This window comes from Pseudomonas sp. FP215, from assembly GCF_030687795.1.
Classification (GTDB): domain Bacteria; phylum Pseudomonadota; class Gammaproteobacteria; order Pseudomonadales; family Pseudomonadaceae; genus Aquipseudomonas; species Aquipseudomonas salmasensis.
Genome location: NZ_CP117447.1, coordinates 459053 through 482823 on the forward strand (window position 1 = coordinate 459053; position 23771 = coordinate 482823).

Here is a 23771-nt window from a genome sequence, read left to right on the forward strand (position 1 = left end):
TCGCTCCCCGAAATGGCGCAGCCCTCTCGTGCGCCCACCTTATAAGAATCGTTCAGGGGTCTTGATGATGAAAAAGTATCTTTCGATGCTGATGCTTGGCGTCACCGCGCTGGTCGCTGCCACCGTGGCACAGGCCGGCGCCATTGATGAGGCGGTCAAGCGTGGCACGTTGAAAGTCGGCATGGACCCCACTTACATGCCGTTCGAAATGACCGACAAACGCGGTGAAATCATCGGTTTTGAAGTCGACATCCTCAAGGCCATGGCCAAGTCCATGGGCGTCAAGCTGGAGCTGGTGTCCACCGGCTACGACGGCATCATCCCGGCCTTCCTGACCGGCAAGTTCGACATGATTGGCAGCGGCATGACCCTGACCCAGGAACGCAACCTGCGTCTGAACTTCAGCGAACCCTTCATCGTGGTCGGCCAGACGCTGCTGATCCGCAAGGAACTGGAAGGCACCATCAAGTCCTACAAAGACCTGAACGACGAGAAATACCGCCTGACCTCCAAGCTCGGCACCACTGGTGAGATGGTGGCCAAGAAGTTGATCTCCAAAGCCAAGTACCACGGCTACGACAACGAGCAGGAAGGCGTGCTCGACGTGGTCAACGGCAAGGCTGACGCGTTCGTCTACGACGCACCGTACAACGTGGTGGCCGAGAAGAAAGTCGGTAACGGCAAGCTGGTGTTCCTGGACGAACCCTTCACCTTTGAACCCCTGGCGTTCGGTTTGAAGAAAGGCGATTACGACAGCATCAACTTCATCAACAACTTCCTGCACCAGATCCGTAACGACGGCACCTACGATCGCATCCATGACAAGTGGTTCAAGAGCTCCGAGTGGCTCAAGGACATGGAATAAGGCCTGACTGAACACCGCGTCGCGCCCTTCGCGAGCAAGCCCGCTCCCACGTTTGACCGAGTTGCAACATGAGAATGCGGTCAAAATGTGGGAGCGGGCTTGCTCGCGAAGGCGGCATGACAGGCGACAAAAAACTGGAAAGTGAAATGAAACAGAAAAAAGCCCAATGGCCCTGGCACCTGCTGACGGTGGTCGTGCTGGTCGGCCTGGCGGGTGCCTTGTACTACGCCACGTCGTTGATGTCTTACGAATGGCGCTGGAACCGCGTCCCCCAATACTTCGCCTATCAAGCCGAGACCTCCCAGCGCGCCGCGGATATTTCCACCGTGGTCGAGTTGGTGCGCAAAGGCGATACGGCCGAAGTCACCCTGCGCAACGACGCCGGAGTCGAGCAAAAGCTCACAGTCGCCGATAACAGCCTGCAAGTGGCGCGCGGCGACGATGTGGCTGAAGGCGACGTGGTCGGCGTGACCCGGCAATGGGCACTGGGGCCGTTGATGTGGGGCTTGTGGACCACATTGTGGCTGTCGGTAGTGTCCGGCATCCTGGGCTTGGCGATTGGCTTGGCGACCGGGCTGTGCCGGCTGTCGAAGAACCCTACATTGCGCGACCTGTCGACGATCTACGTCGAGCTGGTGCGCGGTACGCCGCTGCTGGTGCAGATCTTCATTTTCTATTTCTTTATCGGCACGGTGCTCAACCTGTCCCGGGAGTTCGCCGGGATCGCCGCGCTGTCGTTGTTCACCGGTGCCTACGTGGCAGAAATCGTGCGCGCTGGCGTGCAGTCCATCACCCGTGGCCAGGACGAAGCGGCGCGCTCCCTGGGCTTGAGCGCCAGCCAGTCGATGCGCCACGTGGTACTGCCGCAGGCGTTCAAGCGCGTGCTGCCGCCCCTGGCCGGGCAATTTATCAGCCTGGTCAAGGACACCTCCCTGGTGTCGGTGATCGCGATTACCGAGTTGCTCAAGAGCGGCCGCGAGGTGATCACCACCTCGTTCTCGCCGTTTGAGATCCTGTTCTGTGTGGCGGGCTTGTACCTGCTGATCAACCTGCCGCTGTCGAAGATGGCCAGCCGGCTTGAGCGGAGGCTCGCCCAAAGTGATTGAAGTGCGCGATCTGGTAAAAGTCTTCGATACCCGTGGGCAGGTGGTGCGCGCGGTGGATCACGTCACCACTCAAGTGGCCAAGGGCGAGGTGCTGGTGGTTATCGGCCCTTCGGGCTCCGGCAAGTCCACTTTCCTGCGCTGCCTGAACGGCTTGGAGGAGTTCGACTCGGGTTCGGTGAGCATCGACGGCCTGCAACTGGCCGACCCCAAGACCGATGTGAATGCCTACCGCCGTGAAGTCGGCATGGTGTTCCAGCACTTCAACCTCTTCCCCCACATGACCGTGCTGGAAAACCTGTGCCTGGCGCAAAAGGTCGTGCGCAAGCGCGGCAAGCCAGAGCGCGAGGCCAAGGCCCTGGCGCTGCTGGAAAAGGTCGGTATCGCGCAAAAAGCCCACGAGTTTCCATCGCGCCTGTCTGGCGGCCAGCAGCAGCGTGTCGCCATTGCCCGGGCCCTGGCGATGGAGCCCAAGGTGATGCTGTTTGACGAGCCCACCTCGGCCCTCGACCCGGAAATGGTCGGTGAAGTGCTGGACGTGATGAAGACCCTGGCCCTGGAAGGCATGACCATGGTGTGTGTCACCCACGAGATGGGCTTTGCCCGGGAAGTGGCAGACCGGGTGTTGTTTTTCGACCACGGCAAATTGCTGGAAGACGCCGCCCCGGCCGAGTTCTTCAATGCGCCAAAAGACCCCCGCGCCCAAGCCTTCCTGCGCCAGGTCCTATGACTGTAGGAGCGAGCTTGCTCGCGAAAAACGTCAACGATAACGCCACGCACCCTGAATGAACGCAGCGGCCTTGGGTTTTTCGCGAGCAAGCTCGCTCCTACAGGGGTGGTGTTTCAGAGCTTGAATTTGTCGACCAGCGTCTGCAAATCCAGGCTCAACCTGGTCAACTGAACACTCGCCGCCGCGGTTTCCTCGCTGGCGGCGGCGGTCTGTTCCGACACGTCCCGTACCTTCAACACACTGCGGTTGATCTCCTCGGCCACGGCGCTTTGCTGTTCGGCTGCGGCGGCGATCTGCGGGTTCATTTCCTGGATAATCGTCACCGTGCGGGCAATGGCAATCAGGGCATCACCGGCGTCGCGGGTCAGGGCGACGCTGTTGTCGGTCAGGCTGCGGCTGCTGTCCATGATGTCCGCCACCTGTTGGGTGCCGTTATGCAGGCCGAGGATCAGCCCTTCGATCTCCTCGGCCGATTCCTGAGTGCGTTGGGCGAGGCTGCGCACTTCGTCGGCGACCACCGCAAAGCCTTGGCCGGCAGTGCCCGCACGCGCCGCTTCAATGGCGGCGTTCAGGGCCAGCAAGTTGGTCTGCTGAGACACGGACTTGATCACGTCCAGCACACTGGCGATCTTCTGGCTCTCCTGTTGCAACGCGAGCATCGCGCGTCCCGACAGCGCCATTTCACTGGCCAGGTTGCCAATCTGCTCCACGGCCTGGGTGACCACTTGTTCTCCGGCGCCGGCCTGCTGGTCGGCTTCATTGGCTGCCACCGAGGCGCGTTCGGCATGGCGCGCCACTTCCTGGGCAGTGGCGAGCATTTCATTCATTGCCGTCGCCACCTGGTCGGTTTCGTCTTTCTGCTCGTTGAGACCGCTGCGGGTCTGCTCGGTGACGGTGGATAACTGCGTGGCCGCCCCGGCGATCTGCCGGGCGCTGTCGCCGATACTGCTGATCAGGCTACGCAGGCTGCGGGTCATTTGCCCGATGCTTTGCTGCAACTGGCCAAGTTCGTCACGACGGTCGACCGCCATGTCATGGCTGAGGTCGCCCTCGGCAACGCGGTGCGCGGCGCTAAGGATCTCCCGCAATGGCGCCGCAATCTGCCGGGCGATCCACCAGGCGGCCAGCGCGCCGAGTGCCAGGGCGGCCACTGTCACGCTGATCAGCAATGTACGGGTGTGGTCTGCCTCGTCGTTTCGCTTGGTGTTTTGGCTTTGGCTCAACTGGTTGCTGTTTTCGCGCAGGTCATTGAGTTGCTGTTCGAAGCGGTTTTGCACGGTCTCCACATTGATCTGGGCCTCCTTGAGCTTGACCAACTGCTCGCGATAGTTAGCCAGGTCGGTCTTGAGCAGTGCTGAGTCCACCGGCAGTGCTGTGACGGCCAGCTGCGCGATCTCCAGAGCGTCCAGCGCCTTGCCGATGGCCTCTGCATACATAGCCAGCGATTGCGCGGCCCAGGCGGGGCTCTGGGCGCGATCTTCGGCCAGCTCCATGGCCTGGCGCAGTTGCTCGATGGCATCGAGGGCCTTTTCGTCGTTCTGGTCAGGCAGGTCACTGGCAAATTGGGCGAGGGTATCGCTGGCTTGCAGAGCGATTTTTTTCAGCGCCGGGCGGATGCGCTCGCGCTGTTCGATCAAGGGCGGCAGTTGCGCCAGTGCCGCCTTGAAGTTGCTTGCAAGGCGCTTGGCTTCTTCAAGTCGCTGCAGGTCAGCTGGCTCTTTCAGGCGGTTTGAAAGGTCGGCCAGGTGCTGGTCGATCCGCTCGATTTTCGCGGCCATTTTGCCCAGGCTATCGCTGTCTGTCAGCGTGCGGTACACGATGCGGTCGGCGCGCATGGCCTCGGCGTCGACCGCCAGTTGCCCCAGGGTCGTCAGGCTGTTGGATCGGTAAAGCACGGCGTTCAAGGCTTGCCAGCCGGTGGCGGCGATCAGGAAACTGAGGATCAGCACTTGGCCAAAACCCAGGGCGAGCTTGAGGCGGACGCTGGCATTGACCAGCACGCGGGTCAGCCGAGGAAACATGGTGAACCTCCGAATCAGAAAAAGCGTTTGGCGACACCTGAAACGCTAATTCGATTCGGGCCCGTGGAGGGCTGATAACTGCGTAGGAAATTTCACAAGATGCGGCGGCTTTGGTAAGCCGCCGCGTAGGGTAATTCAGACTCGGAAGCGCCCGACCAAGGTCTGCAGGTAGATCCCCAGGCGCGCCAGTTCGGCACTGGAGGACGCGGTTTCTTCACTGGCCGACGAAGTTTGCTCGGAGATATCGCGCACATTCAACACGCTGCGGTTGATCTCTTCAGCCACGGCGCTTTGCTGCTCGGCGGCGGTGGCGATCTGCGAGTTCATCGCCTGGATGGTCGAGACTGTGCGGGTGATATTGCCCAGCGCGTGACCGGCGCGGCGCGTCAGCTCAACACTGCTCTCGGTCAGCCCGCGGCTGTTGTCCATGATGGTTGCCACCTGCTGGGTACCACTTTGCAGGCCGACGATCAGCTCTTCGATCTCTTCAGTAGACTTCTGCGTGCGCTGGGCCAGGCTGCGCACCTCGTCGGCCACCACGGCGAAGCCTCGCCCGGCTTCACCGGCACGCGCGGCCTCGATGGCGGCGTTAAGGGCCAGCAGGTTGGTTTGCTGGGCCACGGATTTGATCACGTCGAGCACGCTGCCGATCTTGTCGCTTTCACGCTTGAGCTCACCCATGGCCACTGTGGAATTACCCACTTCGGTGGCCAGGCGCTCGATCTGAGCGATGGCTTCACCCACCACCTGGTCGCCTTCACGGGCTTGCTGGTCGGCGGCCACGGCGGCTTCCGAGGCCTCTTCGGCGTTGCGCGCCACTTCCTGCACGGTGGCGGCCATCTCGTTCATGGCGGTGGCCACCTGGTCGGTCTCGACCTTCTGGCTGTTGACCCCGGCGCTGGTTTGTTCGGTCACGGCCGACAACTGTTCGGCGGCACTGGCGATCTGGGTGACACCGTCGCTGATCCCGCCGATCAACTCGCGCAGGCCCACGGTCATGCTTTGCATGGCGCGCTGCAATTGGCCCAGTTCGTCCTGGCGGCCCGATTCCAGGTTGTGGCTCAGGTCGCCGGAGGCCACGCGCTCGGCGACTTTGAGGGTCTGGTTCAGCGGGATGACGATCTGGCGGGTAATGGCCCAGGCCGCGAAGACGCCGACGATCAGCGCCAGCACGGTGGCAAGCAGCAACAGGTATTTGGCCTGCGCGGCATCTGCGTCACGCACGGCGGTCTGGGAGACGGTGAGTTTTTCACTGTGGCCCAGCAGGATGTCGCCTTGGGCGATCATGGTTTTCAGCGCTGCGGCGCTGGCGACCTGGGAATCGCGATACTGGCTGACGGCGGCACGGTAGGCTTGCAGTGATGCCCCGGCTTCTTGCAGGTTGGCCTGGTATTGCGCAGGCAACTGGCCTTGCAGCTCAGTGATTTTCTTCAGGGCGTTGTCGATGGCATCCAGGGCCGGTTGCTCGGCTTCGACCTTGCCGCTGTAGGTGTAGCCGCGTACCTGGAAGCGCGACTGCTGGATCAGCTTGCTCTGCTCGACCACGCTGTTGAACTGGGCAACGCTGTCACCTTGCAGCAGGGCTTTTTCGATTTCGTTGATCTTGGCGACGGCATTGTCGGCAGTGTCGCCGAGTTTGCTGCGCGCGCCCTCACGCTTGAGGCCCGCCTGGACCATGGCGGCGAAGGCCTTTTTGTATTGGTTCAGGGCTTCCTGCTGTTGCTCGACCAGGGCTTTATCGTCAGGTTGTTCGATCAGCTCGGCAGCGGTCTTCAGGCCACTGTCGAGGTGGGCGAGCAGGCCGTCGACCTTGTCCGTGCCTTGCTCGCCACGGCGCATGTCGAAGTCCAGGCGTGCCAGGCGCAGGTCTTTGGTCAGGCCATTGAGGCTGGAAATAAAGCCCAGCTTGTCACCGCGACTGATCACATCCCCCAGGCCGGTCCAGCCGGTAAAGGTGATCAACAGCGTCAGGAGCAACACCAGGCCAAAGCCCACGCTCAGCTTGCGGTTGACGCTTACATTCCCCAGTTTCTCGGCTAACCAACGATACATGCTGCGAACTCCCCTGGAACAAGGCTTGGACTTATTCACAGGCTATCGGCAACGCACGGGGATACTTGATCGTTCCCACGCTCTGCGTGGGAATGCCGCTCAGGACGCTCTGCGTCCGCCCTTGTGACGCAGAGCGTCACGCCATTCATTCCCACGCAGAGCGTGGGAACGATCAGTCGGGGGGTTAGAACAGGCGGGCGAGCAGGGCGGTTACGGCGGTTTCGACGCGCAAAATACGTGCACCCAACTGCACCGGCTGCAAACCGGCCTTGGCCAGCAGGTCCACTTCATAGGGAATCCAGCCGCCTTCCGGGCCGATCGCCAGGGTCACCGGTTCTTTCAGGGCTCGGGGGCAAGCCGGGTAATCGCCCGGATGGCCGATCAGGCCCAGGGTGCCAGCCGCCATGGCCGGCAGCCGATCTTCGACAAACGGCTTGAAGCGTTTCTCGATAATGATCTCGGGCAGCACCGTGTCCCGCGCTTGTTCCAGGCCGAGGATCAGTTGCTCGCGCACCGCTTCAGGCTCCAGGAACGGGGTTTGCCAGAAGCTTTTTTCCACCCGGTAGCTGTTGACCAGCACCACCTTGGGCACGCCCATGGCCGCCACTGTTTGCAGCACCCGGCGCAGCATCTTCGGGCGGGGCAGGGCCAGCAGCAAGGTCACGGGCAGTTTGCTCGGCGGCGGTTGGTCGAAGCTCACTTGCAGTTCGGCTTCGGCGGCTTCCAGGCGCAGCAGTTGGGCATTGCCCATCAGCCCGCCAATGCGGCCCACGCGCAGGGTGTCACCGACGGCGGCGCGGTGAACCTCCTGCATATGCACCAGGCGCCGGTCACGCAGCACCACGCGGTCGGCCGCGATAAAGTCGGCCTCTTCGAGCAGCAGCAGGTTCACGGCTGGGTCGCTGGTGGCTGGTCGTCGTCGACAGGCGCGTCATCCGGGTGTTCGCCACGCTTGCTGATCAAGCCGCTGAACAGGATGCCCACTTCGAACAGCATCCACATCGGCACCGCCAACAAGGTCTGGGAGAAGATGTCCGGCGGTGTGAGGATCATGCCGACCACGAAGCAGCCGATGATCACGTACGGGCGGATCTTCTTCAGGTACTTGACGTCGACCACGCCGATCCACACCAGCAACACCACCGCCACAGGGATTTCGAATGCCACGCCAAAGGCGAAGAACAGCGTCATGACGAAATCGAGGTAGCTGGTGATATCGGTCATCATTTCCACGCCAGCCGGGGTGGCAGCGGCGAAGAACTTGAAGATCAGCGGGAACACCAGGAAGTAGGCGAAGGCCATGCCGGTGTAGAACAGCAGGATGCTCGACACCAGCAATGGCACGGCGATGCGCTTCTCGTGCTTGTACAGGCCCGGCGCGATAAAGCCCCAGATCTGATGCAGGATCACCGGGATCGCCAGGAACAGCGAGACCATCATGGTCAGCTTCAGCGGCGTCAGGAACGGCGACGACACATCGGTGGCAATCATCGTCGCGCCGGCCGGCAGGTACTGGCGCAGGGGCGTCGAGACGAAGGTGTAGATCTGCTGGGTAAAGGCGAACAGCCCGGCAAAGATGATGAAGATCGCCGCCACGCAACGCAGCAGGCGGGTACGCAGCTCGGTGAGGTGCGAGACCAGCGGCATGTGCTGGTCGTTTTCCGGTTTATCAGCGCTCATGGGGCTCGCGGCGGCAATGTAGGGTCATGGGGCGCGGGCGACGCAACGGGCGTCGGCGCAGGCGTTGTAGGGGCGGGCGCAGCCGGTGCGGCGTCGGCCACAGGGGCTGGCGCGATGCTGTGCTCGGCCACCGGCGTTACCGGCTTGGCCGGCTCTTGCACCGGGGAAAGAATCTTGCGGGCTTCCTGCTCCAACGAAAGGATATGTTCGTTGTGCAATTGCCGACGGATTTCGTCGGCACCGATTTCCCGTTCAACTTCCTGTTTGATCGCGTTGAAACTGCGCTTGAGGCGCCCGATCCACAAGCCGGCGGTGCGTGCGGCACCGGGCAGGCGTTCCGGCCCCAGTACCAGCAAGGCCACCAGGCCGACGAGCAGCAGTTCAGAGAAGCTGATACCAAACATTAGTCAGTGCTCACGAGTCTTTGCGGGTCGGCTCTTGGACCTTTTCAGCCTGCACGTCGAAGGTACGGCGCTCGGTGATCGGCTGGGTGGCCTGCGGGTGAACAGGCTGGGCCGGTGGCACCGGGTTGGCGCTTGGCTCGGCTGGCTTTTCATCATCGTTCATGGCTTTGCGAAAGCCCTTGATCGACTCGCCCACATCGGTGCCCAGGTTCTTGAGTTTCTTGGTACCGAACACCAATACCACCACCACCAGAATGACGATCCAGTGTTTCCAGTCAAAAATGCCCATGCTTCAAATCCTCAAGTCTTAGTTATTCAGGCGGACGGGCGCGAAGCCTTCTCGGCGTGCCCGGACAAGCCGAAGCGACGGTCCAGTTCATCCAGCACGGCCTGTGGGTGCTGCCCCAGTTGGGCGAGCATCACCAGGCTATGGAACCACAAGTCTGCGGTCTCATAGATTACATCGCTGTAATCACCGCTGATTTGCGCGTCCTTGGCCGCAATGATGGTCTCGACGGATTCTTCGCCGAGTTTTTCCAGAATCTTGTTCAGACCCTTGTGGTACAGGCTGGCGACGTAGGAGCTGTCGGCATCCGCGCCTTTGCGGTCTTCCAGCACCTGGGCCACACGGTTCAGGGTATCGCTCATGTTCAGTGTCCTGCTGGGTAGATAGCGTGCGGGTCTTTGAGCACCGGCTCCACAATCTTCCATTCGCCATTCTCGAACACGCGATAGAAGCAACTGTGGCGGCCAGTGTGGCAGGCGATGCCGCCGATCTGTTCGACCTTGAGGATCACCACGTCGGCATCGCAGTCCAGGCGCAGCTCATGCAGGGTTTGCACGTGCCCGGACTCTTCGCCCTTGCGCCACAGTTTGCCACGCGAACGTGACCAGTAGATGGCGCGCTGCTCGGCGGCGGTAAGGCTCAGGGCCTCGCGGTTCATCCAGGCCATCATCAGCACGCGCCCGGTCTTGTAGTCCTGGGCAATGGCCGGCACCAGGCCGTCACTGTCCCATTTGATCTCATCCAGCCAGTCTTTCATGTTCGGCTCCGGCAATTTGCGACAGTGTATAACCGGATTGGCTATCGACGCACGATCAGATAAACACCCACGGCGACCATAATGCCGGCTGGCCAGTGGCCCAGTTGGTTCAATGGCCCACCAATCGCCAGCATCACGCCGCCCACCAGGTGCGCGGCGCCGAGCAGGCGCAGGAACCAATCGTCCTTGCGCTTGCGCCACGGTGGCTCAGGGTCCTTGGCGTGGGGCTGGGACATGCGCTCCAGCAGGTCGCGGGTCATGTTGGCCAGGTGCGGCAGCTGTTCGAACTGGCTGTGCAGGTTGCCCAGCATGGTTTTGGGGCTCATGCGCTCGCGCATCCAGCGTTCCAGGAAGGGTTGCGCGGTGTTCCACAAATCGAGGTCCGGGTACAGCTGGCGGCCCAGGCCTTCGATGTTCAGCAGGGTTTTTTGCAACAGCACCAGTTGCGGCTGCACTTCCATATTGAAGCGCCGCGCGGTCTGGAACAGGCGCATCAGCACCTGGCCGAAGGAAATATCTTTTAACGGTTTTTCAAAGATCGGCTCACACACCGTGCGGATCGCCGCTTCGAATTCATTGAGCTTGGTTTCCGCCGGCACCCAGCCCGAATCAATGTGCAACTGCGCCACGCGACGGTAGTCGCGCTTGAAGAAGGCAAACAGGTTGCGCGCCAGGTAATCCTGGTCTTCGGGGGTGAGGCTGCCGACGATGCCGCAGTCGATGGCGATGTATTGCGGGCTCCACGGGTTAACGGTGCTGACGAAGATATTGCCCGGGTGCATGTCGGCGTGGAAGAAACTGTCGCGGAACACCTGGGTGAAGAAAATCTCCACACCGCGCTCGGCCAGCATCTTCATGTCGGTGCGCTGGTCGGCCAGGGTCGCAAGGTCGGTGACCTGCACGCCGTAGATGCGCTCCATCACCAGCACTTTTGGCCGGCACCAGTCCCAATACACTTGCGGCACGTACAGCAGTTGCGAACCTTCGAAGTTGCGTCGCAATTGGCTGGCGTTGGCCGCTTCGCGCAACAGGTCGAGTTCGTCGTAGATGGTTTTTTCGTAGTCGGCGACCACGTCCACCGGGTGCAGCAGGCGCGCATCGGCGGAGAAGCGTTCGGCCGCGCGGGCGAGGACAAACAGCCACGCCAGGTCCTGGCCGATGATCGGCTTGAGGCCCGGGCGAATGACTTTCACCACCACTTCTTCGCCGGTCTTGAGTTGCGCGGCGTGCACTTGCGCCACCGACGCCGAGGCCAGGGGCTCGACGTCGAAGCGGCTGAACACCTCGCTGATCTTCTGGCCCAGCTGTTCTTCGATCAGCGCCATCGACTGCTGCGAATCGAACGGCGGCACGCGGTCTTGCAGCAGCATCAGCTCGTCGGCGATGTCTTCGGGCAACAGGTCGCGGCGGGTGGAGAGGATCTGCCCGAACTTGATGAAGATAGGCCCCAAGTCCTGCAACGCCAGGCGCAGGCTGGCGCCACGGCTCAACGGCGACGGCTTGCGCGGCAACCAGCGCCACGGCAGCACATAACGCACCGCCAGCAAAAACCACGGCAAGGGCAGGGCAAACAGCAGGTCATCGAGACGGTAGCGGATTACGACGCGCTGGATACGAAACAAACGGCGGACGGCGAGCAGCTTCATGCGTTATCGCTTGGATCAAGGGAACGGCTCAAGCGCTCGAAGCGGGCCTCGAGGCGTTCCAGGTCGATTTTGGCCTTGTCGAGCTCGCGAAAGCGCGCTTGCGCTTCCCGTTGCCCGACCAGGGTGCGCGATTCTTCGCTCAGGTATTCGGCAAGGTTCTGGTTGAGGCTGGCGAACCCTTGCTGGTACCAGCGCGAGCGGCTGCGCAGGTGCCCGCTGATCAACTGGGTGGCGACGGGGCCGATCCAGCGCGACAGTTCGTACTCCCAGTCCAGCTCCAGGTCTTGCAGCACGGCGGCCAGGTCCATCAGCACCGCGCTGTCGCCTTCCAGTTCCACCTCGGGGCTGTGGAGGATGGCAGTCTTGTTGCGGCTCAGCGCCAGGTGCAACAGGCTGGAGGCCGGCGCACGCAGGGTGCAATCAGCCTCAGCGGCCCATTGGGTGGCGAGCAGCAGGCCTTCATCGCTGGGCAGGATAAACAGCTGCAAGGCGGGGCTGCGGCAGTCGACGGCGATGACTTTGCCGGTCAGGTGCGCGAGCCGCGCCAGGGCGGTGCTGTCCAGGCGCAGTACACGGTTGAGGCCGTGCTCGACGCTGGCGAGAAGACCTTGCAGCAGCATCAGGGCTTGATGCCGCGGTGCAGGGCGACGATGCCGGACGTCATGTTGTGGTAGGTCACGCGGTCGAAACCGGCCTCCACCATCATCGACTTCAGGGTTTCCTGATCCGGGTGCATGCGGATCGACTCGGCCAGGTAGCGGTAGCTCTCGGCATCGTTGGTGATCAACTTGCCCATCAACGGCATGAAGGCGAAGGAGTACGTGTCGTAGACCTTGGACATCAGCGCGTTGGTCGGCTTGGAGAACTCCAGCACCAACAGGCGGCCACCCGGCTTGAGCACGCGCAGCATCGAGCGGATCGCGTCTTCCTTGTGGGTCACGTTACGCAGGCCGAAGGCGATGGTCACGCAGTCGAAATGGTTGTCGGGGAACGGCAGCTTTTCAGCGTCGGCCTGGACGAATTCGATATTGCCGGCCACGCCTTTGTCGAGCAGGCGGTCGCGGCCAACCTTGAGCATCGAGCCGTTGATATCGGCCAATACCACCTGGCCGGTCGGGCCAACCAGCTTGGAGAACTTGGCCGCCAGATCGCCGGTGCCACCGGCGATGTCCAGCACCCGGTTGCCGGTGCGTACGCCCGACAACTCGATGGTGAAGCGCTTCCACAGGCGGTGCATGCCGCCGGAGAGCACATCGTTCATCAGGTCGTACTTGGCTGCCACGGAGTGGAACACCTCAGCGACTTTTTCCGCCTTTTGGCTTTCCGGGACGTTCTTGAAGCCGAAGTGAGTGGTGGGTTCGGCATCGCTGCCTTTGCGCTGATCAGTCATATCGCTGTCACCAAAAGAGAATGCGGGACATGATAATCCCCAAGGCCTGCTTTGTCTTGGCAAGGCTGCAGGTAAGATAGGCGCTCATCGAGACCTTTTGCCGCATGGCGGGTGTTCTGAGTCGTTATAAAGAGGAGTCATTGCAATGGCCCGTATTACCGTTGAGCGTGAACATACCCTGGGAAAAGAACAGGCGCGGGCCAAGGCTGAGCAATTGGCGCGCAAACTCGAGGATAAATATGGCGTGGAGTCTTCATGGGCTGGCGACACCCTGAAGCTCAAGCGCTCCGGGGTTAAAGGCACGGTGTGGGTGGCCGATGATTCGCTGCGCATTGATGTGGAACTTGGCCTGTTGATGTCGGCCATGAGTGGCACGATCAAGTCCGAAATCGAAAAAGCCCTGGATAAGGCCCTGGCCTGATACGGCTGTGCTTAGGGTGCCGATTCTAATTTTAAACCCTACTTTGTGCCCAAGCCCTCAACTCATGCGGGCTGTCCGCCACCCAATTCTGTGTGAGGTGCACCATGGCCAAAGTTATTTTGAAGAAAAAAATCGACGTTCAGACCACCCCTCTGAGTGAGGTTAAAAGCTATGCCCGCAAGATCTGGTTGGCGGGTCTTGGTGCCTACGCCAAGGTCGGCAGCGAGGGCGGCGAGTACTTCAAGGAACTCGTTAGAAGCGGTCAACGTGTTGAAAGTAAAGGTAAAAAAGTTGTAGTTGAACAACTTGATGCCGCCAACAGTCAGATTGACCAAGTAAAGAGTAACGTCTCCGGCGTCAAAGGCCTGGTTGAAGTTCAACTGGATAAAGTTGAAAAAGCTTTTGATACTCGTGTCGCCAGTGCCTTGAATCGGATCGGCATTGCGTCTAAACATGACGTGGAGACACTCTCTGCTAAGCTCGAAGAGCTGACGGCATTGCTCGAACGTGTCGCGCGTAAACACTAAGGAGACATCGGGATGGCTGTTAAAAAGACTACTCAGAAAGAAGGCAGCTCGTGGGTCGGGAAAGTTGAAGAATACTCCCGCAAAATCTGGCTCGCTGGTTTAGGCGTGTACTCGAAGATCGACAGTGACGGCAGCAAACTCTTCGAGACCCTGGTTAAAGACGGCGAGAAGGCCGAGAAGTTGACCAAGAGCACGGTTGGTAAAAAAGTCGACGCTGCCAAGGCGAGCGCGGGTTCCGCCAAGTCGAGCATTTCGGATACCTGGGGCAAGTTGGAAGAGACTTTCGACAAACGCCTCAACAGTGCTATTTCGCGACTGGGTGTACCGAGCAAGGCTGAGTTGAAAGCGCTGCACAGCAAGGTCGATACCTTGACCAAGCAAATCGAAAAACTCACCGGCGCCAAAGCGGCTCCCGCCAAGACCGCCGCAGCCAAGCCTGCAGCAAAACCGGCGGCCAAACCAGCAGCTAAAACCGCCGCCGCAAAACCCGCCGCCAAAACTGCCGCCAAGCCTCTGGTTAAAGCCGCCGCCAAGCCGGCTGCAAAACCTGCTGCAAAAGCGCCAGCCAAAGCTGCTGCAAAACCTGCGGCCAAGCCAGCGGCTAAAACCGCTGCGGCCAAACCGGCTACCAAGCCTGCCGCTAAGCCAGTGGCCGCTAAAGCCGCCGCGAAACCTGCGGCTAAACCGGCTGCCAAACCTGCGGCTAAAACCGCTGCTGCTAAACCTGCTGCCAAACCCGCCGCTGCGAAACCAGCGGCCAAACCTGCCGCGGCCAAAAAGCCTGCGGTAGCGAAAAAACCGGCAGCCGCCAAGCCCGCCGCGGCGGCCAAGCCAGCCACGGCGCCAGCACCGGCTGCTTCTACCGCCAATTCGGTGTCCGCACCGACGCACGCGGCAGCTACCCCGACTACAGCGCCGGCCACCCCGACGCCATCCAGTCAGTCCTGATTTCTACGGGACACAAAAAACGCCCGGTCTGCGAAGATCGGGCGTTTTTTATGCAAGCCTGAAAAACGCCGCATGCCCCATTTTTGTAGGAGCGAGCTTGCTCGCGAAAAACTCAAAGACGCCGTGTTTATTCAGGAAGCCCCCGTTATCGTTGACGTTTTTCGCGAGCAAGCTCGCTCCTACATGTTTAATCAACGTCATCCAGGTACTTCAAGGCGAACTTCTCGGTCGCCTGCCGCGCCGTCGGCAGCAGATGCGGCGCCACCAGCATCATGATCTGGTACACCACCACCCGCACCTCGCCTTCACGGTCCAGAATCCGCTGGTAATCCAACGAAAACAGCAAAGTCAGGGTGATCTGCTCCACCAGTTGCCCCAACGCCTGGGTATCGCTGACCAGTTGCCCTGCCGCCTTCAACCGCGCCAGCAGTGACGCCAAGGTGCGCTTGAGCGCCGTGAGCAGGTGACGGATCCCCTTGGCCAGCTTTGGCAAGCGCCCGGCCAGGTTCGACAGGTCCTGGAACAGGAACCGGTAGTGGGCCATGCGCTCGACAATCAGGTGTAGGAACAGCCAGTAATCCTCGGCCTCCAGTTGCGCATCGGCGGGAGGGTCCAGCAGCGGCGCCAGCTCAGATTGGAAACGCTCGAACAGCCCGAGCACCAGGGGCTCCTTGCCGTGGAAGTGGTAGTAGAGGTTGCCGGGGCTGATCCCCATCTCATTGGCCACCTCCATGGTCGACACGTTCGGTTCGCCCTTGTGGTTGAACAACTGCAGGGCACATTCAAGGATACGGTCGCGGGTCTTCATCCAGTCTTCTTAATATTAATCGCTGAGCTCAGCGCACTCGCACGTAAGTGCCCGGCGCCGCTTCCATCGGTGGGTAATTCTGGTTGCCCAGGGCGGTGAGGGTTTCGCGTTGTACACCGGAGCGCTTTTGCACCCACTCCAGCCACTGCGGCCACCAACTGCCTTCGACGTGCTGGGCGTCGTAATACCAGGCGCGTGGATCGCTGCTCAGCTTGGGGTTCTCGACGTAGTTGGCCTTGGGGTTGCCCGGTGGGTTGAGGATGCTCTGGATATGCCCGCTGTTGGACAGCACAAAGCGCCGCTCGCCACCCAGCAGTTGCGTGGAGCGGTACACCGCATCCCACGGGGTGATGTGGTCGTTGATGCCGGCCACGCTGAAGCTGTCCACCGTAACCTTGCGCAAGTCGATGGGCGTACCGCACACCTCCAGCCCGCCGGGATGGCTCAGGGGGTTGTGCTTGAAGAAGTCCAGCAGGTCGCCGTGCAAGGCGGCGGGCAGGCGCGTGTTGTCGTTGTTCCAGTACAGGATGTCGAACGCCGGCGGTTCCTTGCCCAGCAGGTAGTTGTTGATCCAGTAGTTCCAGATCAGGTCGTTGGGGCGCATCCAGGCAAACACCTTGGCCATGTCGCGACCGTCCAGCACGCCTTGCTGGTAGGAGCGGCGCTTGGCGGCTTCCAGGGTTTGTTCATCGGCGAACAAGGTTGCGGGGCTGTCGATCTGGCTGTCGAGCAGGCTCACCAGGTAACTGGCACTGGAGATGCGCCGCAGCTGGCGCTTGGCTTGCAGGTGGCCTTGCAGCGCGGCGATGGTCAGGCCACCGGCGCAGGCGCCCATCAGGTTGACCTCGCGGGCGCCGGTGATGGCCCGGCATACGTTGAGCGCTTCTTCCAGCGCCGCCACGTAGGTGGACAGGCCCCATTCGCGATGCCGCACGTCCGGGTTACGCCAGCTGACCATAAAGGTCTGCAGGCCGTTTTTGAGCGCGTATTGCACAAAGCTGTTGGCCGGGCTCAGGTCGAAAATGTAGTACTTGTTGATTTGCGGCGGCACCACCAGCAGTGGCTTGGCGTACTGTTTTTCGCTCATGGGCTTGTATTGGATCAGCTCCAGCAGCTCATTGCGAAACACCACCGAACCGGGCGTGGTCGCCACGGTTTTGCCCACTTCAAAGGCGTGCTTGCTGACCTGGCGCGGCAAACCGTTGTTGTGCAGCAGGTCTTCGAGCAAATTACTCACGCCACGCACCACGCTGTTGCCGCCGGAGTTGAGCAACTCCTTGATCGCCAGCGGGTTGAGCAGGGTGTTGGAAGGGGACACGGCATCGTTGAGCAGGGCGAAGGCGAACTGCGCACGGGCGCGATCATCGTCACTGAGGGCGCTGTCATCGATCCACTGCCGTGTCTGTTTTTGCCAGCTCAGATAGGCTTGCAAGCTGCGCCGGTACAGCGGGTTGAGCTTCCAGGTGGGGTCGCTGAAGCGATGGTCCCTGGGGTTGGGTTCGTGCACGGTCTCACCCAGCAGCACGCGGCCCAGCTGGCCGCCCAGCGCCAGGGCGTGGCGGGCGGTGTGCACCGGGTTGCGCAGGCCATGTGCGGCCACGGTACGCAGGGTCGACAGCAAGTCCCGGCCACGCAGGCCGGTGATCGCATTTTGTGCGTTGATGAACGTAGCGGGGGTGGGCGCCGGGTTCGTCACGGGTCTTTCTCGCATGAGTCAACACTCCTTCGTCAAGACATCAAGCAGGCACGCCAATCCAGAACCATAGTCGGTTCCTGGCAAGTTGCGCGGTGGTGTGTTCCTTCACACCGCCGGTCGCGGATGTATCACGGCGCGCAGGCGCTCCTCCTCCAGAAACTTCATGATGATCGGCGCCACGGCTTCGGCCCGGGTGATCAGGAAAAGGTGGCCATCATCGATGATATGCAACTGTGCATTGGGGATGCGCCAGGCGAGCATGCGCATGTTGACCAGCGGGATCAGCGGGTCATCGTCCCCGGCCAGCACCAGGGTGGGCTGACGGATCTTGTGCAGCCAGTGAATGCTGGTCCAGCCCAACCCGGCAAACAACTGCCAGTAGTAACCCAGCTTGCCGGCCGAGCGCACTTTGCTCGCATGCTCGGCGGCCAGTTTGGAATCACGGCGGAACGAGCCGCCATAAATCATCGGTGCAATGCGCACCACGTGGGACGGTTGGATATAACGCCTGGGGCTTGCCATCAGCCACAAGACTTTCGGTTTGCCCGGCACCATGAAGGCCCCGGCCGCCGTGGCCGCCAGGATCAATTTCTTGCAGCGCTCGGGATAGTCATAGGCAAATTGCTGGGCCAGCGCTCCGCCCCAGGACACGCCCACGGCGTTCACTTGGCCGTAGTCCAGGTAATCGAGCATGCGCGCGGTGAGCTTGGCCAGGCCGGGAAAGCGGTAGGGCCGGTTCGGCGTCGAGGAACCGCCCACGCCGGGCACGTCGAAAGCGATCACTTCCAGGTCCGGGTCCAGGGCCTGGACGAACGGAAACACCAGCTCAAGGTTGGCGCCGATGCCGTTGAAGATCAGCAGCGGCGTCAAGTGCGGCTTGCCCGGACGCACCGCCGTGCGGATGGTCTGGCCATCCAGGTCGATGGTACGGAAGATGAACGGTTGCGGCATGCTCAAGCCCTGTGAAATGGTGCTATTGGACTGTAGGAACTCGGTCAGTGTGGGAGCTGGCTTGCCTGCGATTGCATTCTGTCAGTCAGCGATTAGTTAGCAGGCCCATCGCTATCGCAGGCAAGCCAGCTCCCACATTGATCTCATTTCAATTACAAAAAATGCCTAGCGTTCATGTACATAGGTACCCGGCGCCGCTTCGGCGGCGGCATAGGTTTTATTGCCTAATGTCGTCGGGGCTTTTTTCAGTTTCCCTGCCCGTTCCGCCTGCCACACCTGCCAATGCAGCCACCACGAGTCAGTGTGCTTGGTCGCATTCTCCTGCCACTCCAGCGCACTGCCGGCCAGGCCCTCGCTGGTCTGGTAGCGCGCCTTGGGGTTGCCCGGCGGGTTGAGGATGCTCTGGATATGCCCACTGCTGGACAGCACAAACTCGACTTTGCCGCCGAACAACTGCGCTGACTTGTAGCAGGACTGCCACGGCGTGATGTGGTCGTTGGTGCCGGCCAAGGAGTAGATATCGGCGGTGACCTGCTTGAGGTCGATAGGCGTGCCGCACACTTCCAGGGCGTTGGGGCGCACCAGTGGGTTGTTCTTGAACAGTTCGATCAGGTCGCCATGGAACGCCGCCGGCAAGCGGGTGGTGTCGTTGTTCCAGAACAGGATGTCGAACACCGGCGGCTCGTTGCCCAGCAGGTAGTTGTTGACCCAATAGTTCCAGATCAGGTCGTTGGGGCGCATCCAGGCAAAGACCTTGGCCATGTCGCGGCCTTCCAGTACGCCGGCCTGGTAAGAGTGGCGCTTGGCCGCTTCCAGGGTCTGCTCATCCACAAACAGCGCCACCTGGGTGTCCAGAGTGGTATCCAGCACGCTCACCAGCAGGGTCAGGGCGTTGACCTTCTTCTGCCCCAGCGCCGCGTAGTGGCCTAACAGCGCAGTGCAGGTGATGCCGCCGGAGCAGGCGCCGAGCATATTCACGTCTTTGCTGCCGGTAATCGCCGTGACCACCTCGACGGCTTCCTTCAGCGCCTCGATATAGGTGGACAGCCCCCATTCGCGCTGGGCCTTGGTGGGGTTGCGCCAACTGACGATAAAGGTCTGCTGGCCATTGCGCAGGCAGAAGCGCGCCAGGCTTTTATCCGGGCACAGGTCGAAGACGTAGAATTTGTTGATCTGCGGCGGCACCACCAGCAGCGGGCGTTCGTGTACCTGTTCGGTGATGGGCTTGTACTGGATCAGCTCCAGTACATCGTTGCGAAACACCACCGCGCCTTCGCTGGTGCCCAGGGTTTTGCCGACTTCGAAGGCGCCCATGTTGACCTGGCTGGGCATGCCGCCGTTATGCACCATGTCCTTGGCCAGGTGGGACAGGCCGTCGAGCAGGCTTTTACCGCCGGTCTCAAAGAAGCGTTTGACCGCCGCCGGGTTGGCCGCGCTGTTGGTGGGGGCCATGGCTTCGGTCATCAGGTTGATCACGAAGTGGCCGCGGCTGATGTCTTGTGCCGACAGGTTGCTGTCGTCGATCCAGTCGTGAAGTTCCTTGCGCCACGCCAGGTAAGTCTGCAAATAACGTTTGTAGAGCGGGTTCTGGCTCCAGGCCGGGTCGTTGAAGCGACGGTCGTCGCCCTCGGGCACCAGTGCGGATTTGCCGAACATCACGTTCTTCAATTCAACGCCAAAGTGGGCGACGTGCTTGACGCTGTGCAACGGTTGCTTGATGGCTTGGGTCAGCACCATCTTGGCCGAGGCCAATAAATCCTTTTTGCGTAACGCGATGATCGGGTTCAACCCCAGGGTGTTTTCCGAGGCCTGGCGTTTCAAGTCATCGTTATTCTTGTTACTCATCTACGACGCTCCATTGTCCGAAAGACGAGTACCGGCGATTGCTGCGCACCCAATTTCGATACACGACACCAGCCTGGTACTGCGACTCGGGTGACCGTTGATACCGCATCGTCAAATGCAGGGAACTTGCCAGCTCCATTGGTTACCCGAGTTTATTTTTTTTCGCAAGCGGGCCAATCGTTGGCCACGCGACAGGGCATTCAAGCAGATGAAATTAGAAAATGCGCTCTAAACAGCAAGACCCTTGGGCTAGAGCATCAGCCGCACGACCGACTCACTCGGATCGCGGGTTTTTCCAGCGGCTTTGAGCTCGGCCAGGTAGTCGGCCCACAAAGCGTCCTGACGTACGGCCAACTGATAGAGGTAGTCCCAGGTGAACAGTCCGCTGTCATGACCGTCGTCGAAGGTCAATTTCAGTGCGTACTGGCCGGCGGGTTCCAGCTTGATCAACCGGACGTTGAGCTTGCCGAATTGCAGGATGGGTTTGCCGTGGCCCTGGACCTCGGCGGAAGGCGAGTGCACCCGCAGGAATTCAGCGGGCAACTGATAGGTTTCATCCGGCCCGTAGGTCAGACCGAGGGTGTTGGAGGTTTTATGCAGGTTTACAGCAGTCGGAAACTTGGCCATTGGAGATAATCCTGAAGGAACCGGCCCAAAATGTGGGAGGGACCAATGTGGGAGCCGGGCTTGCCCGCGATGCAGGCACCTCGGTGTTTCAGGAACACTGAGGTGATGCTATCGCAGGCAAGCCAGCTCCCACACAAGCCACTCTCACATTGAGTGAGGCTTACAGGATATAACGAGACAGATCTTCGTTCTGCGCCAATTCGCCCAGGTGGCTGTTGACGTAATCAGCATCGATCTTGATCGCTTCGCCATTCTGCGCACCGGCCATGTCGCCGGCACTGAAGGACACTTCCTCCAGAAGACGCTCAAGCAAGGTATGCAGGCGACGGGCACCGATGTTCTCGGTCTTCTCGTTGACCTGCCAGGCGATCTCCGCCAGGCGCTTGATGCCGTCTGCCTGGAATTCGATACCCAGCCCTTCGGTTTTCAGCAGCTCGCGGTACTGCTCGGTGAGCGAGGCATGCGGCTCGCTGAGGATGCGCTCGAAGTCGCCCGGCGTCAGCGCCTTGAGCTCCACCCGAATCGGCAAACGGCCTTGCAGCTCGGGCACCAGGTCGCTGGGCTTGCTCAGGTGGAAGGCACCGGAGGCGATAAACAGGATGTGGTCAGTCTTGACCATGCCCAGCTTGGTGTTGACCGTGCAGCCCTCGATCAGCGGTAGCAAATCGCGCTGCACGCCTTCACGGGACACATCCACGCCGCCGGAGTTGCCGCGCTTGGCCACTTTGTCGATCTCGTCGATAAACACGATGCCATGTTGCTCGACCGCTTCCAGGGCCTTGGCCTTGAGTTCTTCCTCATTGACCAGGCGCCCGGCTTCTTCGTCGCGCACCAGCTTGAGCGCTTCTTTGACCTTGAGCTTGCGGCTTTTCTTCTTGCCCTTGCCCATGTTGGCGAACAGGTTCTGCAACTGGCTGGTCATTTCTTCCATGCCAGGCGGGGCAGAGATATCCACGCCGGACACTTCAGCCACTTCGATCTCGATTTCCTTGTCATCCAGCTGGCCTTCGCGCAGGCGCTTGCGGAATAGCTGACGGGTGTTGGAATCCGACGAAGGTGCGGCGTCTTCGTTGAAACCCATGCGTGCCGGTGGCAACAGGGCGTCGAGGATGCGCTCTTCAGCGGCGTCTTCGGCGCGGTGGCTGACCTTGGTCACTTCCTGTTCGCGCAGCATCTTCAGGGCGGCGTCAGCCAGGTCACGAATGATCGACTCGACATCGCGGCCCACATAGCCGACTTCGGTGAACTTGGTCGCTTCGACCTTGATGAACGGGGCATTGGCCAGTTTGGCCAGGCGCCGGGCGATCTCGGTTTTACCGACGCCGGTGGGGCCGATCATCAGGATGTTCTTGGGCGTTACTTCAACGCGCAGTTCTTCCGGCAGTTGCATCCGGCGCCAGCGGTTACGCAGCGCAATGGCAACGGCGCGCTTGGCATCGTCCTGGCCGATGATATGGCGGTTGAGTTCATGGACGATTTCGCGGGGAGTCATGGACATAGTGTTTGGCGGCCTCAAGCCTGAATAAGCCCAGGGCTTACTCGGCGAGGTCCTGCTCCTCAATGGTCTGGTTGTGGTTGGTGAACACGCAGATATCGCCAGCGATACCCAAGGCGGTCTCGACGATTTCACGGGCCGACAGGTCGGTTTTCTTCAGCAGCGCGCTGGCCGCAGCCTGGGCGTAGCCGCCGCCGGAACCCATGGCGATCAGGCCATGCTCGGGTTCAACCACGTCGCCGTTGCCGGTGATGATCAGGGAAGCGTCTTTGTTCGCAACCGCGAGCATGGCCTCCAGGCGGCTGAGGGAGCGGTCGGTGCGCCATTCTTTGGCGAGTTCCACAGCGGCGCGCACCAAGTGGCCCTGGTGTTTCTCAAGCTGGCCTTCGAAACGCTCGAACAGGGTAAAGGCGTCGGCGGTAGCGCCTGCGAAGCCGGCAAGCACCTGGCCGTGGTACAGGCGGCGCACTTTCTTGGCGTTGCCTTTCATCACGGTGTTGCCCAGGGAAACCTGGCCGTCGCCGCCCATGACAACTTTGCCGTGGCGACGTACTGAAACGATGGTGGTCAAGGGGAGAGTCTCCACGCAGCGGGGCGAAAATGCCCTGATGGAAACTCATATGGGGGTGGCGAGGGGGATTTCAACCGTAGGAAGGCAGGGCGGACGAGTGGTGATCGTTCCCACGCTCCGCGCTGACAGATCGTTCCCACGCTCCGCGTGGGAATGCCGCCTTGGGCGCTCTGCGCCTGCTCTGTGACGCAGAGCGTCAAGGGACACGTTCCCACGCGGAGCGTGGGAACGATCAGTGGGTATAAGTCAGCGGCTCTGGCGTTGTTGTAACAACAGGTTGCTAAACCCTGCGCCGGCCAATTGCTTTTGCGCCACGGTCAGCTGTTCACGGTTGCTGAACGGCCCCACCAACACGCGATACCAGGTCGCGTCCTTCACCGTGCCAGACTCCACCGATACCGACTGGCCCAACAGAATGATCTGTGCGCGTACACGGTCCGCATCCGCCTGTTTCGGGAACGAACCCGCTTGCAGGAAGAACTTGGTCACCGGCGCAGCCTTGGTGGCTGCCACGGGCGGTGCTGGCGGCGGCGTGATGCCGGCCAGCGCGGCCTGGGCGCGGGCGGTATCGATTTTCGCCGCTTCTGCTGGGGTTACCGGCGTGGTTGGCACTTGTGGCGTCGGCAGGGTTTTTTCCGGCACGGCGTCAGGCGGCACGATCACTTCCGATTCCGGCAGCAGCGTGTAGAAGTCGTACTTGGGCTTTACCGGTGCAGTCGGGCTCGGCGCGGTCTTGTTGGCTTCGGCGATTTTCGTGGCTTTTTGCTGCTCCTGTTTGACGCGCTTGACGTCATCGCCCTGGCCGGGCTCCAGCTTCATCAGAAACACGATAAATGCGCCGACCGTAAGGCCGATGGCCATCCACAGCCAACCCGGAATCGGTTGCTTCGCCGGGGCCTGGTAGCGGCTGGCGCCGCGCTTGGGTGCAGGTTTTTTCTTGGCAGCCAA

Annotated in this window: 25 protein-coding genes and 1 pseudogene; 6 read left to right on the forward strand and 20 right to left on the reverse strand. The window is 61.1% G+C overall.

Annotated elements, in window-relative coordinates; genetic code table 11:
- Positions 1–67 precede the first annotated feature (67 nt).
- The 3 genes from PSH76_RS01980 (at position 68) to PSH76_RS01990 (ending at position 2698) form a co-directional block, all read left to right on the forward strand.
- Positions 68–865, forward strand: a complete 798-nt coding sequence (locus tag PSH76_RS01980; RefSeq protein ID WP_032893985.1) for a transporter substrate-binding domain-containing protein — start codon at positions 68–70, stop codon at positions 863–865.
- 146 nt (positions 866–1011) lie between these two features.
- A complete protein-coding gene (locus tag PSH76_RS01985) occupies positions 1012–1971 on the forward strand; it encodes an amino acid ABC transporter permease (protein WP_032893984.1) in 960 nt (319 codons plus the stop codon).
- Positions 1964–2698 (forward strand): amino acid ABC transporter ATP-binding protein, encoded by a 735-nt coding sequence (locus PSH76_RS01990; protein ID WP_032893983.1) that lies wholly within the window; start codon positions 1964–1966, stop codon positions 2696–2698. Before PSH76_RS01985 ends, PSH76_RS01990 begins: the two co-directional genes overlap by 8 nt.
- 113 nt (positions 2699–2811) lie before the next feature.
- Here PSH76_RS01990 and PSH76_RS01995 read toward each other — a convergent pair whose 3' ends face one another.
- From PSH76_RS01995 to ubiE, 12 genes and pseudogenes are all read right to left on the reverse strand, one after another.
- On the reverse strand, positions 2812–4719 hold the full coding sequence (locus PSH76_RS01995) for a methyl-accepting chemotaxis protein (protein WP_032893982.1): 1908 nt from the start codon (positions 4717–4719) through the stop codon (positions 2812–2814).
- 135 nt (positions 4720–4854) lie between these two features.
- A complete protein-coding gene (locus tag PSH76_RS30650) occupies positions 4855–5727 on the reverse strand; it encodes a methyl-accepting chemotaxis protein (protein ID WP_370694792.1) in 873 nt (290 codons plus the stop codon).
- Between the two features lie 33 nt (positions 5728–5760).
- Positions 5761–6771, reverse strand: a pseudogene (locus PSH76_RS30655) (methyl-accepting chemotaxis protein); the annotation flags it as partial.
- A 184-nt stretch (positions 6772–6955) separates the two neighbouring features.
- Positions 6956–7663 carry a 16S rRNA (uracil(1498)-N(3))-methyltransferase gene (locus PSH76_RS02005; RefSeq protein WP_305493527.1) on the reverse strand — a complete coding sequence of 236 codons (708 nt, stop codon included), beginning with the start codon at positions 7661–7663 and terminating at the stop codon, positions 6956–6958.
- Positions 7660–8451 (reverse strand): twin-arginine translocase subunit TatC, encoded by a 792-nt coding sequence (gene tatC, locus PSH76_RS02010; RefSeq protein ID WP_003187874.1) that lies wholly within the window; start codon positions 8449–8451, stop codon positions 7660–7662. Before tatC ends, PSH76_RS02005 begins: the two co-directional genes overlap by 4 nt.
- Entirely contained in the window at positions 8448–8855 is a 408-nt protein-coding gene (tatB, locus tag PSH76_RS02015; RefSeq protein WP_003187876.1) for a Sec-independent protein translocase protein TatB, read from the reverse strand. The genes tatC and tatB overlap by 4 nt, the downstream gene beginning before the upstream one ends.
- A gap of 10 nt (positions 8856–8865) precedes the next feature.
- Positions 8866–9144 carry a twin-arginine translocase TatA/TatE family subunit gene (locus PSH76_RS02020; RefSeq protein ID WP_003187877.1) on the reverse strand — a complete coding sequence of 93 codons (279 nt, stop codon included), beginning with the start codon at positions 9142–9144 and terminating at the stop codon, positions 8866–8868.
- Positions 9145–9170: 26 nt separating this feature from the next.
- The gene (locus tag PSH76_RS02025; protein WP_003187881.1) at positions 9171–9503 is read right to left on the reverse strand and encodes a phosphoribosyl-ATP diphosphatase; all 333 of its coding nucleotides are present in this window, start codon (positions 9501–9503) and stop codon (positions 9171–9173) included.
- Positions 9504–9505: 2 nt separating this feature from the next.
- Complete coding sequence (gene hisI / locus PSH76_RS02030; protein ID WP_032893977.1) at positions 9506–9898, reverse strand: phosphoribosyl-AMP cyclohydrolase; 393 nt, start codon at positions 9896–9898, stop codon at positions 9506–9508.
- Positions 9899–9939: 41 nt separating this feature from the next.
- Complete coding sequence (gene ubiB, locus PSH76_RS02035) at positions 9940–11544, reverse strand: ubiquinone biosynthesis regulatory protein kinase UbiB (RefSeq protein WP_032893976.1); 1605 nt, start codon at positions 11542–11544, stop codon at positions 9940–9942.
- The gene (locus PSH76_RS02040) at positions 11541–12164 is read right to left on the reverse strand and encodes an SCP2 domain-containing protein (RefSeq protein WP_019820017.1); all 624 of its coding nucleotides are present in this window, start codon (positions 12162–12164) and stop codon (positions 11541–11543) included. Before PSH76_RS02040 ends, ubiB begins: the two co-directional genes overlap by 4 nt.
- A complete protein-coding gene (gene ubiE / locus PSH76_RS02045; RefSeq protein WP_003171186.1) occupies positions 12164–12934 on the reverse strand; it encodes a bifunctional demethylmenaquinone methyltransferase/2-methoxy-6-polyprenyl-1,4-benzoquinol methylase UbiE in 771 nt (256 codons plus the stop codon). Before ubiE ends, PSH76_RS02040 begins: the two co-directional genes overlap by 1 nt.
- Before the next feature lie 145 nt (positions 12935–13079).
- Here ubiE and PSH76_RS02050 point away from each other — a divergent pair, with 145 nt between their 5' ends.
- The 3 genes from PSH76_RS02050 to PSH76_RS02060 all read left to right on the forward strand — a co-directional run bounded on the left by PSH76_RS02050 (position 13080) and on the right by PSH76_RS02060 (position 14830).
- Positions 13080–13355 (forward strand): polyhydroxyalkanoic acid system family protein, encoded by a 276-nt coding sequence (locus PSH76_RS02050; RefSeq protein WP_032893975.1) that lies wholly within the window; start codon positions 13080–13082, stop codon positions 13353–13355.
- A gap of 104 nt (positions 13356–13459) precedes the next feature.
- Positions 13460–13882, forward strand: coding sequence for a phasin family protein (locus PSH76_RS02055; protein WP_032893974.1), 423 nt, complete (start codon positions 13460–13462; stop codon positions 13880–13882).
- A gap of 12 nt (positions 13883–13894) precedes the next feature.
- Positions 13895–14830, forward strand: coding sequence for a phasin family protein (locus PSH76_RS02060; RefSeq protein ID WP_098949784.1), 936 nt, complete (start codon positions 13895–13897; stop codon positions 14828–14830).
- Positions 14831–15017: 187 nt separating this feature from the next.
- Here the strand turns inward: PSH76_RS02060 and PSH76_RS02065 are convergent, their stop codons facing one another.
- From PSH76_RS02065 to PSH76_RS02100, 8 genes are all read right to left on the reverse strand, one after another.
- On the reverse strand, positions 15018–15638 hold the full coding sequence (locus tag PSH76_RS02065) for a TetR/AcrR family transcriptional regulator (RefSeq protein WP_003187893.1): 621 nt from the start codon (positions 15636–15638) through the stop codon (positions 15018–15020).
- 28 nt (positions 15639–15666) lie between these two features.
- Positions 15667–17349 (reverse strand): class II poly(R)-hydroxyalkanoic acid synthase, encoded by a 1683-nt coding sequence (phaC, locus tag PSH76_RS02070; protein WP_305493528.1) that lies wholly within the window; start codon positions 17347–17349, stop codon positions 15667–15669.
- Positions 17350–17439: 90 nt separating this feature from the next.
- Positions 17440–18285 carry a poly(3-hydroxyalkanoate) depolymerase gene (phaZ, locus tag PSH76_RS02075; protein ID WP_003171205.1) on the reverse strand — a complete coding sequence of 282 codons (846 nt, stop codon included), beginning with the start codon at positions 18283–18285 and terminating at the stop codon, positions 17440–17442.
- A gap of 165 nt (positions 18286–18450) precedes the next feature.
- Complete coding sequence (gene phaC / locus PSH76_RS02080; protein WP_047712392.1) at positions 18451–20130, reverse strand: class II poly(R)-hydroxyalkanoic acid synthase; 1680 nt, start codon at positions 20128–20130, stop codon at positions 18451–18453.
- 249 nt (positions 20131–20379) lie between these two features.
- Entirely contained in the window at positions 20380–20757 is a 378-nt protein-coding gene (locus tag PSH76_RS02085) for a gamma-butyrobetaine hydroxylase-like domain-containing protein (RefSeq protein ID WP_032893968.1), read from the reverse strand.
- Between the two features lie 160 nt (positions 20758–20917).
- On the reverse strand, positions 20918–22255 hold the full coding sequence (hslU, locus tag PSH76_RS02090) for an ATP-dependent protease ATPase subunit HslU (RefSeq protein WP_003171208.1): 1338 nt from the start codon (positions 22253–22255) through the stop codon (positions 20918–20920).
- A gap of 37 nt (positions 22256–22292) precedes the next feature.
- Positions 22293–22823 (reverse strand): ATP-dependent protease subunit HslV, encoded by a 531-nt coding sequence (gene hslV, locus PSH76_RS02095; protein ID WP_003171209.1) that lies wholly within the window; start codon positions 22821–22823, stop codon positions 22293–22295.
- Between the two features lie 246 nt (positions 22824–23069).
- Positions 23070–23771: an SPOR domain-containing protein gene (locus PSH76_RS02100; RefSeq protein ID WP_003187899.1), complete on the reverse strand. Its 702-nt coding sequence runs from the start codon at positions 23769–23771 to the stop codon at positions 23070–23072.